The sequence below is a fragment of the Variovorax sp. AC194 genome (assembly GCF_979257995.1).
In genome coordinates this window covers 2023064-2036455 of the sequence record NZ_OZ409823.1, presented here as the reverse complement: position 1 = coordinate 2036455, position 13392 = coordinate 2023064, and the positions used below count along the sequence as shown (strand labels likewise).

Genomic DNA, 13392 nt, shown 5'->3' with positions numbered 1-13392 from the left:
AAAACACATGGCTTCTATGATCAGATCATAGAAAATTTATCTTTCATGGAAACAGCCTACCTGCAAAGCTTTCTTCTGGTGGTGGAGTCGGGCTCGATGTCGGAGGCCGCGCGCCGCCTCGACCTGACGCCCGCCGCCGTGGCACAGCAAATACGCACGCTGGAGCGCGAGCTCAATGCGCCGCTGCTCGCCCGCGCGGGCCGCACGGTGCAGCCGACCGAGGCGGGGCACCTGCTGGTGCAGCGCGCGCGCAACCTGCTGCGCGAGGTGGGCGACATCAAGACGCTGCTCAACAGCGACGCGGCGGGCGGGGAACTCCTCATCGGCACCATCAACACGGCCATCCACAGCTTGCTGCCGGACATCCTCGCGCGCTTCGTGAAGACGCATCCGGGCGTGAAGGTGTTCCTGCAATCGGGCACCACGGCCACGCTCTACAAGGCGGTGCAGCAGGGCGAGCTCGACGCGGCCGTGTGCCTGTATCCGCCCTACGTGCTCGCCAAGACCTTCGACTGGTCGCTGCTGCGGGAAGAGCCGCTGGTGCTGCTCGCGCCGAGCCGCCTTGCCAAGCGCGATCCGCACGAGCTGCTGCGAACTTCGCCCCTCATCCGCTACGACCGGGCGCTGGGCGGCGGCAAGCAGGCCGACCGGTACCTGCGCGCCGCGGGCATCGTGCCGCAGGAACGCTTCGAGCTCAGCTCGCTGCTGGCGATCGCGATGATGGTCGATCGCGGGCTGGGCGTTTCGCTGGTGCCCGATATCGCCTCGCCGCTGCTCGAGGGCCAGCGCGTGGCGAAGATCCCTCTGCCGATGCCTTCGGAGCCACGGCGCTTCGGCATCCTGTGGCAGCGCGCATCGCACCGGCAGCGGTTGATCCGGGGGTTCGTCGACAGCGCGGAGGTCGTGGTGGCGGGCAAGCGCTCACGGCCTCACTGACCTTACTGACAGACCAGTTCCGTCTTAGCCACCGCGCACAGCCGCGCCACCTCGGCCTTCGACAGGAACTCCGTAGACAGGCTGTTGAGCATCAGCACCGCGGGATAAAGGCGCGCATCCTTCGGGTTCGCGCGATACGCCTTCAGCAGCAGCTGCTGGCCCGCCTTGCCGCAGTGCTTGCGCTGCATGCGGTTGACTTCCTTGTCGTACGCGGAACCGTCGCCGTTGAACTCGCCCGCGAAGTGAAAGCACATCTCGGTGTCGGAGACGGCCTTCTGCAGCGGCTGTTCCTCCTTCGAAAATTTCGCGGGTGCGGCGGCGAACGACAGCGAGGCCGACAGCAGCAGCGCGGCGGTGAACATGAGCTTCATGGTGCGAATCCTTCCTCCAATGAAAAAAGGGCCGCCCTGGGCGACCCTTGTTGTCTGCATCGCCGCGGCGATTACTTCTTGTCGCCGCCCGGCACCTTGCCTTCGACGCCCTTGACGTAGAAGTTGATGCCGGTCAGGAACTTGTCGTCGGCGACCGCGTCCTTGGCGACCACTTCCTTGCCGTCCTGGCCGAGGATCGGGCCCTTCCAGATCACGAAGCTGCCGTCCTTCAGGCCCTTCTTGACTTCCTCGACCTTGGCCTTGGTTTCGGCCGGCACGTCCTCGGCGATCGACACGAGGTCGATGGCGCCTTCCTTCACGCCCCACCAGGCCTGGCCGGTGGCCCACTTGCCGTCCAGCGCGTCCTGCGTGGCCTTGATGTAGTACGGCGCCCAGTTGATGGTGGCCGAGCCCAGGTGGGCCTTGGGGCCGTAGGCGGTCATGTCCGAATCCCAGCCGAAGGCGCGCTTGCCTTTTTCCTGCGCGGTCTTGAGCACGGCGGGCGAGTCGGTGTTCTGGAACAGGATGTCGGCGCCGCCGTTGATGAGCGCGGTGGCCGCCTCGGTTTCCTTGGGCGGGCTGAACCACTCGTTGACCCACACGACCTTGGTGGTGATCTTCGGGTTGACCGACTGCGCGCCCAGCGTGAAGCTGTTGATGTTGCGCAGCACCTCGGGAATCGGCACCGAGCCGACCACGCCCAGCGTGTTGCTCTTGGTCATGGCACCGGCGATGACGCCGGCCATGTACGCGCCCTCGTACGTGCGGCTGTCGTAGGTGCGCATGTTGTCGGCGGTCTTGTAGCCGGTGGCGTGCTCGAACTTCACGTCCTTGCTGTCGGTGGCCACCTTGAGCATCGGCTCCATGTAGCCGAAGGTGGTGCCGAAGATCAGCTTGTTGCCCTGGCCGACCATGTCGCGGAACACGCGCTCGGCGTCGGCGCCTTCGGGCACGCTTTCCACGAAGGTGGTCTTGATCTTGTCGCCGAATTCCTTCTCCAGCGCCTTGCGGCCGTTGTCGTGCGCGAAGGTCCAGCCGCCGTCGCCCACCGGGCCGATGTATGCGAATGCGATGTTGAGCGGCGCGGCCGGGGCCGGCGCGGCTGCAGCAGGTGCCGGGGCCGGCGCGGGGGCCGCGGCCGGTGCTGCCGCTTCTTCTTTCTTGCCGCAGCCGATCAGGGCCGCCGAAGCGACCGCCGTGAGGGCGGCCAGCTTGAGCAGGGAGCGCTTGTTCAGATCATTCATTGTCGGAAATCCTCAAAAAGGACGGGTTGGCGGAAAAACGAAAAACGCGATTATGAGCCGGGGTAGAACGGTTTCCCTATGGAAGCCGGCATGTTGATGCGGATGAACGCCGGGTTGCGCGAGATCAGCGCCAGCACCACGATGGGCGCGATGTACTGCAGCATGCTCAGGAACTGGGGCGGCACATCGACGCCGCTGCTCTGCAGGTGAAAGCCCAGCATCGTGACGCCGCCGAAGAGGTAGGCGCCCAGCAGCACGCGAATCGGCCGCCAGGTGGCGAAGGTGGTGAGCGCCAGCGCGATCCAGCCGCGGCCCGCGACCATGCCTTCGACCCACAGGGGCGTGTAGACGGTCGAGAGGTACGCCCCCGCCAGCCCGCAGAGCGCGCCGCCCGCGACGACCGCCATGAAGCGGATGCGCCGCACCGGGTAGCCCAGCGCATGCGCCGACTCGGGCGATTCGCCGACCGAGCGCAGCACGAGGCCCGCGCGCGTGCGGTACAAAAACCAGATGAGCCCGAAGGTCAGCACCACCGCGAAATACACCATCGGGTGATGGCGGAACAGCGCGGGGCCGACGAGCGGAATGTCGGCCAGCACCGGGATCGCATACGACACGCTCTCGGGCAGCTTGGCCTGCACGAAGTTGATGCCGGCGAAGGCCGAGAAGCCCACGCCGAAAAGACTGAGCGCGAGCCCCGTCGCGTACTGGTTGGTGTTGAGCCAGATCACCAGCACGCCGAAGAAGGCAGCGAGCAATGCGCCCGCCGCCATGCCCGCGAGGAAACCGAGCCAGGGGTTGTGCGTGGTGACCACCGTCGCGAAACCGGCGATGGCGGCGCAGAGCATGATGCCTTCGGCACCGAGGTTGACGATGCCGGCTTTCTCGTTGATCAAGAGGCCCAGTGCGGCGATCGCGAGGACGGTGCCGGCGCTCAGTGTCGAGCCGAGTAGGAGTGCGTAGCTGTCCATGTCAATGGCTCCAGCGCTGGTTGGTGTTGCTGTTCTGACGGGTGCGTTCGGGGCGGGTGCGCAGGCCACCGGGTACTCCCCTCCGCGAATGTCCCCCGGCTTCGCCTCCTCCTTGATTTCGCTGCGGGGAGCACCCGATGCCCTGCGCACAGGGGCACGCTGCGGGTGTGCGGCCGATCAACGACCGCACTGAACAACGAGCACGCCGATGGGGTGCCTTGCGCAGCGAAATCAAGGAGGAGGCCGCAGGCCGGGGGACATTCGCGGAGCAAGGCACCCCGTCGGCGTGATCGCGCCACGGCGCACGCATCGCCCGAATCGAAGAGCAATCCGTCATCAAAGCGCTCCTTCGCTCGAACGCGCAACAGGCGCGGTCAGCGGCGTGCTGGCTTGCAGCGAACTCGTCGTGAGAATGGCTTTGGCTGCCGCTTTGCGGCGAATGCGGTAGGCGATAAGCGTGTCGCACGCGAGTAGCGTGAAGAGCAGCAGCCCCTGGAACACGCCGGTCAGCGACTTGGGCAGACCCAGGCGCGATTGCGCCAGTTCGCCGCCGATGTAGAACATGCTCATCAAGATGGCCGAGAACACCATGCCCACCGGATGCAGCCGCCCGACGAAGGCCACGATGATGGCCGCGAAGCCGTAGCCGGCCGGCACATACGGCGTGAGCTGGCCAAGCGGGCCGGCCACTTCGAGCGCACCGGCCAGGCCCGCCGCGCCGCCCGAGGTGAGCAGCGCGATCCACACCGCGCGCCGCGCCGAGAAGCCCGCATAGCGCGCCGCCGCCGGCGCGAGCCCGCCGACCTGCTGCGCGAAGCCCGCCCGCGTGCGGAACAGGAACACCCACAGTGCCCCCACGCCCACCAGCGCGATGATCAACCCGATGCTCACGCGCGAGCCCTTGAAGAGCCGCGGAATCTGCGTGACCGCCTCGAAGGTTTTCGACTGCGGAAAGTTGTAGCCCTGCGGGTCTTTCCACGGGCCGAACACCATGTAGCTCAAGAGCAGCGTGGCCACGTAGACCAGCATCAGGCTCACGAGGATTTCGTTGGCATTGAACTTGTCGCGCAGGAACGCCACGATGCCCGCCCACACCATGCCGCCGAGCGTGCCCGCCACGAGGATGGCCACGACGATCCACGAGCCCGTGTTCTTGTCGGCCAGGAGCGCCACGCCGCCCGCGACGATGGCGCCGAACACAAACTGCCCCTCGGCGCCGATGTTCCACACGTTGGAGCGAAAGCACACCGCGAGACCCAGCGCGATGATGAGCAGCGGCGTCGCCTTGATCATCAGCTCGCCGAGCGCGTAGCCATTCTTGATGGGCTCGTAGAAGAACACCATGAGGCCCTTCACAGGGTCCTTGCCGAGCGCGGCGAAAAGCGCCACGCCGATCAGCACCGTGATGACGAGCGCCAGGATCGGCGAGGCGAAGGTCCAGAAGCGCGAAAGCTCCGGGCGGGGTTCGAGCTTAAGCATGGGCCGCCTCCTTGTTCCAGAGACCGCTCATCCATTCGCCGATCTGCGGCAGCGTGGCCGCGGCGCGGTCGATGGAGGGCGACAGCCGCCCCTTGGCGATCACGTGCAGGCGGTCGCTGATGTCGAACAGCTCGTCGAGCTCCTCGCTCACCACCAGCACCGCGCAGCCGGCATCGCGCAGCGCGAGGATCTCGCCGCGGATGAGCGCGGCCGCGCCCACGTCCACGCCCCAGGTGGGCTGCGAGACGATGAAGAGCTTGGGGTTGGCGTCGATCTCGCGGCCGACGATGAACTTCTGCAGGTTGCCGCCCGAGAGCGATCGCGCCGCGGCATGGGGGCCGCCGGCCTTGACGTTGAAGCGTTCGATGATGCCCCTGGCGTGCTTCTCGAGTGCCGAGGTGCGAATCCATCCGCCCTTGCCCACCGCGTTGCTGCGCGTGAGCAGCAGGTTGTGCGCGAGGCCCAGCGTGGGCACCGCGCCGCGGCCGAGGCGCTCCTCGGGCACGAAGTGCAGGCCCAGCGCGCGGCGCGCGCGTGGCCGCAGCCGCCCGGCGGGCCTGTCGAACACCTGCACCATCGAAGCGTCGGCGCGCACGTCTTCGCCCGAGAGCGTGTAGAGCAGTTCCTTCTGCCCGTTGCCCGACACGCCCGCGATGCCGACCACTTCGCCGGCCCGCACCTCGAACGAGATGCCGTCCAGGTCGACGCCGAACTGGTCTTCGCGCGCGAGCGTCAAGCCCTTCACGCGCAGCGCCACCGCGCCCGCATGCACCGGGCGGTGCTGCAAGGGCGGCGGCTCGCTGCCGATCATCAGCCGCGAGAGCGATTCGTTGCTCTCGTTCTGCGGATTGCACACGCCCGTGACCTTGCCGCCGCGCAGCACCGTGCAGGCGGTGCAGAGCTCGCGGATCTCGTGCAGCTTGTGGCTGATGTAGAGGATGCTGCAGCCCTCGGAGGCCAGCTTGTTGAGCACCGTGAAGAGCTTGACGACCGCCTGCGGCGTGAGCACCGAGGTCGGCTCGTCCAGGATCAGGAGCTTGGGGTTGGTCAGGAGCGCGCGGATGATTTCCACCCGCTGCATCTCGCCCACCGAGAGCGTGTGCACCGGGCGCGAGGGGTCGATGTCCAGGCCGTATTCGCTGGCCTTGGCGGTGATGCTGCGCGCCACTTCCGCGAGCTGCAGCGATTTATCGAGGCCCAGCCACACGTTCTCGGCCACGGTGAGCGTGTCGAACAGGCTGAAGTGCTGGAACACCATGCTGATGCCCAGCGCCCTCGCCTGCTGGGGGTTGCGCAGGGTGACGGCCTGGCCGTCGAAGGTGACGGTGCCTTCGTCGGGCTTGACCGAGCCGTAGATGATCTTCATCAGCGTCGATTTGCCCGCGCCGTTCTCGCCGAGAACGGCATGGATTTCGCCGGGGGCAACGGCCAGCGAGATGTCGCTGTTGGCCACCACCGCGGGGTATCGCTTGGTGATGTGCGCGAGCTGGAGTCGGGGGGTTGTCATGCCGGGTTTCGTGGGTTTGTCTCGTTCAACAGCAACAAAGCGGAAGCAGCTATAAGTTTAATAGCGGCTTCCGCGCCCATTGGCGACCATCGGCGCCCGACGGCGCTCTGCTCAGCCTCTCAGTGTCCGCCGATGTAGGCGAACTTGAACAAGAAGATCGCCGCGATCACCCACACCATCGCATGCACTTCCCGTGCCCGGCCGGTGCAGAGCTTGAGCACCGCGTAGGTGATGAAGCCGAAGGCCAGGCCGTTGGCGATCGAGTAGGTGAAGGGCATGGCCAGCGCGGTCACCGCGGCGGGGATGACCTCGGTGGTGTCTTCCCAGTCGAGCTCGACCAGGTCGCGCAGCATGAGGCAGCCCACGAAGAGCAGCGCCGGTGCGGTGGCATAGGCCGGAACCGAGCCCGCGAGCGGCGAGATCATGAGGCAGGCGAGGAACATCACCGCCACCACCACCGCCGTGAGGCCGGTGCGTCCGCCCGCTTGCACGCCGGCCGCGCTTTCCACGTACGCCGTGGTGCTCGATGTACCGAGCAGCGAGCCCGCGAAGATCGCGCCGCTGTCGGCCAGCAGCGCCTTGTTCATGCGCTCCATCTTGCCGGGCACGAGCAGGCCCGCGCGCTTGGCCACGCCCATCAGCGTGCCGGTGGCATCGAACATCTCGACCAGGAAGAACACCAGCACCACGTTCAGGATGCCGCCCTTGAGCGCGCCCAGGATGTCCAGCTGCATGAAGGTGGGCGCGATCGACGGCGGCGCATCGAACACGCCGTGGAACTTGTTGCCGCCGAAGAAAAACGACAGCACCGTCACCAGCATGATCCCGATGAGGATCGCTCCTCGCACCTTCAACCGGTCGAGCGTCACGATGACCAGGAAGCCCAGCGTGGCCAGCACCACCGGCGGCGAATGCAGGTCGCCCAGCGTGACGAAGGTGGCGGGCGATGCGGCGACGACGCCCGCGCTCTTGAGCGCGATGAGCGCCAGGAACATGCCGATGCCCACCGTGATCGCCGTTCGCAACGACTGCGGTATGCCCGCGATGAACAGCTCCCGCAACCCGGTGACCGTGACGATGAGGAACAGGCACCCCGAGATGAACACCGCGCCCAGCGCGACCTGCCACGTGTAGCCCATGCCCAGCACCACCACGTAGGCGAAGTAGGCGTTCAGGCCCATGCCCGGCGCCATGGCGATCGGGTAGTTGGCGTACAGGCCCATGATCAATGTGCCCAGCGCGGCGATCAGGCAGGTGGCCACGAAGACCGCGCCCTTGGGCATGCCCGCGTCGCCGAGGATCGTCGGGTTCACGAAGATGATGTAGGCCATCGTGAGGAAGGTGGTGAGCCCCGCGATGACCTCGGTGCGCACGGTGGTGTTGTGCGCGCTGAGCTTGAACACGCGTTCAAGCAGACCCGAGCCGCTTGCGCTGCCCACAGCCGCGCGCGGACGCGCGGACTCGAAATGCCCCGGGGTGTGGGGCTCGGCGCCTTTGGGCGCCTGTTCAAACGTACTCATTTCGCTTGTCTCCAGCTGTTGTAGTGGCGGTTTCATCGTTGCCCCGCTCACGACGCCGGCGCGAACGGGGGTTTCTCAGGGGTCCGGTTTTTCAGGGGCGGCGGCGGGCAGGCGCGTCGCGGTGCCGGACACGCCGGATGCCCCAGGTATGGCGGAAGACGCGGGCCGCAGCGACGCCGCCACGTCCTTGATGCATTCGCGCAGCCACCGCGCCGAGCTCGACGAATGGGTGCGTTCGTGCCAGAGCTGGTAGTACATGAGGCGCGGCAGCGCCACCGGGCATTCGAGGATCTTCACCGGCAGCCGCACGGCGAAGCGCTCGCAGTACTGGCGCCCGGTGGTGAGCACCAAGAGGCTCGAGGCCACCATGTCCGGAATGAGGCTGAAGTGCGCGCAGCGCGCGGTGATGTTGCGTTGCCGCCCCAACTCGTCGAGCATCTGGTCGATGATGCCGCGCCCGCCCGGGTGCATGGGCGTGGGCGCGATGTGCTCGGCCGCGAGCCAGGTCTCCAGGTCCCAGCCGCGGCGCACCGCCGGATGGTCCTGGTTGACCAGCGACACCACCTCGTCGCCGAAGAGCCGCGCCATGTGCAGGTCTTCCGGGGGCTTTAACCAATTGCCGATGACCAGGTCGACCTGCCCGAGCGCCAGGTGCCCGTGGTAATCCGAATCGGGCGAGAGCGCGTGGATCTCGATCTGGCACAGCGGCGCCTCGCGCTTGACGTGCGCCACCAGCATCGGCAGGAACAGCGGGTCCATGTAGTCGCTGGCCGCGATGCGGAAAGTGGTGGCCGCCGATTGCGGCTCGAAGCCGCGCGCATCGGAGAACAGCATCTCGGCCGCGCGCAGGATGCTGGCCGCCGGCTCGATCATCCGCAGCCCCGCATCGGTGGGCACCATGCCCGAGCCCGAGCGCACCAGGAGCGGATCGCCCGAGAGCTCGCGAAGGCGCTTGAGCGCGGCCGAGACGGCCGGCTGGTACATCCCCAGGCGGATGGCGGCGCGCGAGACGCTGCGGTCGGTCAGCACGGTGTGAAGCACCCGGATCAGATGAAGATCGATCTTGTCGAAAAGCGCTTGGTCTCTCATGGCTGTTCACACCTTTCTTGTCTGTGCGAACAGTTATACAGCGCAGCATTGGGGCAAACCGGGTGTTGGAGTGAAGCTCGGACCGTGCGAGCACGGCCCGTTTTCATTCGGCCGATGCGGATTCCACCGCTTGCACGGCGGTGATGGCACGAAGGATCGATTCGCTCGTGGCCGGCGCCTTCAGCGGCGGATCGGCCCGGTGGCCGCCGGCCGCCGACACCGCATCGCGGATCGCGAAGAACACCGAGAACGGCAAGAGCAGCGGCGGCTCGCCCACGGCCTTGCTGCGGTGGATGGAGTCCTCGAAGTTCTGGCCCTCGAACAGGCGCACGTTGAAGACCGGCGGGCAGTCGTTGGCCGTCGGAATCTTGTAGGTGCTCGGAGCGTGCGTGGTGAGCTTGCCGCTTTGCGGGTGCCACACCAGCTCCTCGGTGGTGAGCCAGCCCATGCCCTGGATGAAGGCGCCCTCGACCTGCCCGATGTCCACCGCCGGGTTCAGCGACTTGCCCGCGTCGTGCAGGATGTCGGCGCGCAAGAGCTTCCATTCGCCGGTGAGCGTGTCCACGACCACTTCGCTCACCGCCGCGCCGTAGGCGTAGTAGTAGAACGGGCGGCCCTGCATCTTGTCCTTGTCCCAGCTCAGGCCCGGGGTGGCGTAGAAGCCGTCGGACCAGAGTTGCTTCCGATCGAGGTAGGCCTCGCCGACCACGGTGCTGAACGCCAGCGTGCGGCCGTTGACCTCGACCTTGTCGTTCGCGAAGCGCACCGCGCTCGCCTTGCCGCCATGGCGTTCGGCCGCGCTCTCGGCCAGGCGCTCGCGGATCTGGCGTGCCGCATCCTGCGCGGCCTTGCCGTTCAGGTCGGCACCGGTCGATGCGGCGGTGGCCGAGGTGTTCGCCACCTTGGTCGTGTCGGTCGCGGTGACGCGCACGCGCTCGAAGCTCACACCCAGCTCGTGCGCCACCACCTGCGCCACCTTGGTGTTGAGGCCCTGCCCCATCTCGGTTCCGCCGTGGTTCACGAGGATGGAGCCGTCGGTGTACACGTGCACCAGCGCGCCGGCCTGGTTGAAGTGCTTCACGTTGAACGAGATGCCGAACTTCAGCGGCGCGAGCGCCAGGCCCCGCTTGAGCACCGTGCTCTTCGTGTTGAAGGCGGCGATCTCCTCGCGCCGCGCGCGGTAGTCGCTGCTGGCCTCCAGCTCGGCCACGAGTTCGTGGACGATGTTGTCGGTCACGGTCTGGCGGTAGGGCGTGATGTTGTTCTCGGCCTTGCCGTAGAAGTTGACGCGCCGCACATCGAGCGGATCACGCTTCAACTCGCGCGCCACCGAGTCCATGATGTTCTCGATCGCGATGGCGCCCTGCGGGCCGCCGAAGCCGCGGAACGCGGTGTTGCTCTGCGTGTTGGTCTTGCCCGAGAAGCCGTGCATCGCCACGTTGGGGAGCCAGTAGGCGTTGTCGAAGTGGCAGAGCGCGCGCGTCATCACCGGGCCCGAGAGGTCGGCCGAGTGGCCGGCGCGCGAAACCATGGTGATCTCCGCGCCGAGGATGCGGCCCTCGTCGTCGTAGCCCACGTCGTACTCGTACCAGAAGCAGTGGCGCCGGCCGGTGATCATGAAGTCGTCGTCGCGGTCCAGGCGCAGCTTCACGGGGCGCTGCAGCTGGCGCGCGGCAATCGCGGCCACGCACGCAAAGATCGCCGACTGCGATTCCTTGCCGCCGAAGCCGCCGCCCATGCGCCGGCATTCGACATGCACTTCGTTCGACTGCAGGTGCAGCGCATGCGCCACCAGGTGCTGCATTTCGCTCGGGTGCTGCGTGGAGCAGTGGATGTGCAGCGCGCCGCCTTCCTTCGGAATGGCGTAGCTGATCTGGCCTTCCAGGTAGAACTGCTCCTGCCCGCCCACGTCGAGCGTGGCGGTGTGGCGATGCGGCGCCTTGGCGATGGCGGCGCGCACAGCGGCCTCATCGCCTTCGTTGGCGCTGCCGCCGCTGCGCACGATGTGCATCGGCGGCACCACGTACTGGCCGCGCGCATGCGCGTCCTGCGGCGTGATGACGGGCGGCTTCGCCTCGATGGTCAGCGCATCTTTCGCCTTCGAAGCCGCACGTCGCGCGGCTTCGCGCGTCTCGGCGATCACCGCGAACACGGGCTGGCCGAGGTAGCGGATCTCGCCGCCGTCTGCCACGGGCAGCAGGATCGGGTCGTCGTGAATGATCGAGCCGCAGTCGTTGGTGCCGGGAATGTCGTCGGCGGTGATGACCGTCACCACGCCGGGCATCGCGCGGATCGCATCGAGCGACAGCGCCGTGACGCGGCCGTTGGCAACCGGCGAGAGCCCGAGCGCGCAATGCAGCGTGCCGGTGAGTTCGGGAATGTCGTCGATGTAGGTCGCTTCACCCGCCACATGCAGGTGCGCCGATTCGTGCGGCCGGCTGATGCCCACGCGCGCGCCCAGGTCGTGCGCGACCGCTTCGGCCGCCGGGTCGATGCGCGCGGCGGTGTTCTTCAGGTAATCGGCAAAGGCCTCGGCGGGCTGCAGCAGGCGGGCGTCGATGGGTTTGTTCATGGTCAGGCTCCTTCCACCGTGGCTTTGGCGGGCGAGGCATGGGGCATCACGCTCCAGACGCTGGTCTCTTCGAGCGAGAGCGCGTCTTCGGTGCGGGTTTCGAGCCACAGGCGCTGGATCAGGTTCTGGGCCACCTGCAGCCGGTAGTCGGCCGAGGCGCGCATGTCCGACAGCGGCTTGAAGTCCTGCGCCAGCGCGAGCTTGGCGGTGGCAACGCTCGATTGCGTCCAGGGCTTGCCGACGAGCGCGGCTTCCGCGTTCGCCGCGCGCCTGACGGTGGCGGCCATGCCGCCGAAGGCCAGGCGCACGGCCTTCACCGTGTCGCCGCCCTCCTCCAGCTCGATCGCGAAGCCCGCGCACAGCGCCGAGATGTCGCAGTCGAAGCGCTTGCTGATCTTGTAGGCGCGCACCTGGCGGCGCATGGCGGCCAGCGGAATCGCCAGCCCCTGCACGAACTCGCCGGGCTGCAGCTGGTTCTTCATGTAGTCGATGTAGAAGTCGGGCAGCGGCATGCGGCGCACCGCGTCGCCGCGGCGCAGCTCGATCTCGGTGTCCAGCGACATCAGCACCGGCGGCGAATCGCCGATGGGCGAGCCGTTGGCCACGTTGCCGCCCATGGTGCCGGCGTGGCGGATGGGCGGCGAGGCGAAGCGCAGCCACACGTCCTGCAGGCTGGGCACGCGCTGCACGAGCGCCTCGAAGGCGGATTCGAGCGAGGCGCCGGCGCCGATGTAGAGCTCGCCGCCCTGGCCGTTCTCACGGGTCTCGATGGTCTTCATTTCGGCCACGTCGCCCACGTAGATGATGTCGCCCAAGTCGCGGAACTGCTTGTTGACCCAGAGACCGACGTCGGTGGAGCCGGCCAGCAGCTGGGCGCGCGGCTTCTGCTCGCGCAGTGCGGCCAGTTGGGCGATGGTCCTGGGGGCGTGGAAGTGGTCGATGCGGGCGCCCAGCGGCGCGGCGTAGTTCAGGTCCTGGTCCTGGCCGTCGTTCTGCAGGGCGGTGAGCGCCGCCATCGCAGGCTTCGTGTCGAGCCGCACTGCCGGCAGGTCGAACATGCGCTGGCCCGCATCCAGGATCGGGCGGTAGCCGGTGCAGCGGCACAGGTTGCCCGAGAGGTCGTCGGCCAGCTGCTGGCGCGTAGGCTGCGTGCCCTCGGCCTGGTGGTGCTCGTAGGTGGACCACAGCGACATCACGAAGCCCGGCGTGCAGAAGCCGCACTGGGAGCCGTGGCAGTCGACCATCGCCTGCTGCACGGGGTGCAGCGTGTGGACCGGGTGCTTCTTGTCGGGTGACGGTGGCGCCGCGCACTGCGCCTTCAGGTCTTCGACCGTGAAGAGCGCCTTGCCGTGCAGCGTGGGAAGGAACTGGATGCAGGCGTTGACCGTCTGCAGTTGCAGCCCGCCGATGGCGCCCGGCGCGTCGGCGTCGGTGGCCAGCTCGCCGATCACCACGGTGCAGGCGCCGCAGTCGCCCTCGTTGCAGCCTTCCTTGGTGCCGGTGCAGTGCGCGTCCTCGCGCAGCCAGTCGAGCACCGATCGGGTCGGGTGCACGCCGCTGACGTCGACGATCTTGCCGCGGTGGAAAAAGCGGACGGGTTGGATGGTGTTGCGCTCTGTACTCATGCTCTTCGGGCTCGTGGGCGGCTCGGTGTTTCCGGCCAAGCCTGGACGTTAGTCGCTTGCGCCGCCGCGCACATACCG

10 protein-coding genes are annotated in these 13392 nt (G+C 67.5%); 1 reads left to right on the top strand and 9 read right to left on the bottom strand.

Annotated elements, in window-relative coordinates; all coding sequences use genetic code 11:
* Positions 1 to 45 precede the first annotated feature (45 nt).
* A complete protein-coding gene (locus ACZYRS_RS09790; protein ID WP_463419071.1) occupies positions 46 to 936 on the top strand; it encodes a LysR family transcriptional regulator in 891 nt (296 codons plus the stop codon).
* Positions 937 to 938: 2 nt separating this feature from the next.
* Here the strand turns inward: ACZYRS_RS09790 and ACZYRS_RS09785 are convergent, their stop codons facing one another.
* The 9 genes from ACZYRS_RS09785 to xdhA all read right to left on the bottom strand — a co-directional run bounded on the left by ACZYRS_RS09785 (position 939) and on the right by xdhA (position 13314).
* Positions 939 to 1307: a hypothetical protein gene (locus tag ACZYRS_RS09785; RefSeq protein ID WP_463419070.1), complete on the bottom strand. Its 369-nt coding sequence runs from the start codon at positions 1305 to 1307 to the stop codon at positions 939 to 941.
* Positions 1308 to 1378: 71 nt separating this feature from the next.
* On the bottom strand, positions 1379 to 2551 hold the full coding sequence (locus tag ACZYRS_RS09780) for a BMP family ABC transporter substrate-binding protein (protein WP_042582280.1): 1173 nt from the start codon (positions 2549 to 2551) through the stop codon (positions 1379 to 1381).
* 50 nt (positions 2552 to 2601) lie between these two features.
* Complete coding sequence (locus ACZYRS_RS09775) at positions 2602 to 3522, bottom strand: ABC transporter permease (RefSeq protein ID WP_198786849.1); 921 nt, start codon at positions 3520 to 3522, stop codon at positions 2602 to 2604.
* A gap of 336 nt (positions 3523 to 3858) precedes the next feature.
* Entirely contained in the window at positions 3859 to 5001 is a 1143-nt protein-coding gene (locus tag ACZYRS_RS09770) for an ABC transporter permease (RefSeq protein WP_463419069.1), read from the bottom strand.
* Positions 4994 to 6508 (bottom strand): ABC transporter ATP-binding protein, encoded by a 1515-nt coding sequence (locus ACZYRS_RS09765; protein ID WP_463419068.1) that lies wholly within the window; start codon positions 6506 to 6508, stop codon positions 4994 to 4996. The genes ACZYRS_RS09770 and ACZYRS_RS09765 overlap by 8 nt, the downstream gene beginning before the upstream one ends.
* A gap of 119 nt (positions 6509 to 6627) precedes the next feature.
* Complete coding sequence (locus ACZYRS_RS09760) at positions 6628 to 8028, bottom strand: NCS2 family permease (protein WP_463419067.1); 1401 nt, start codon at positions 8026 to 8028, stop codon at positions 6628 to 6630.
* Between the two features lie 75 nt (positions 8029 to 8103).
* Positions 8104 to 9117, bottom strand: a complete 1014-nt coding sequence (locus tag ACZYRS_RS09755; protein ID WP_463419066.1) for a LysR family transcriptional regulator — start codon at positions 9115 to 9117, stop codon at positions 8104 to 8106.
* Between the two features lie 103 nt (positions 9118 to 9220).
* Complete coding sequence (xdhB, locus tag ACZYRS_RS09750) at positions 9221 to 11689, bottom strand: xanthine dehydrogenase molybdopterin binding subunit (protein WP_463419065.1); 2469 nt, start codon at positions 11687 to 11689, stop codon at positions 9221 to 9223.
* 2 nt (positions 11690 to 11691) lie between these two features.
* A complete protein-coding gene (xdhA, locus tag ACZYRS_RS09745) occupies positions 11692 to 13314 on the bottom strand; it encodes a xanthine dehydrogenase small subunit (protein WP_463419064.1) in 1623 nt (540 codons plus the stop codon).
* Between the last annotated feature and the right edge of the window lie 78 nt (positions 13315 to 13392).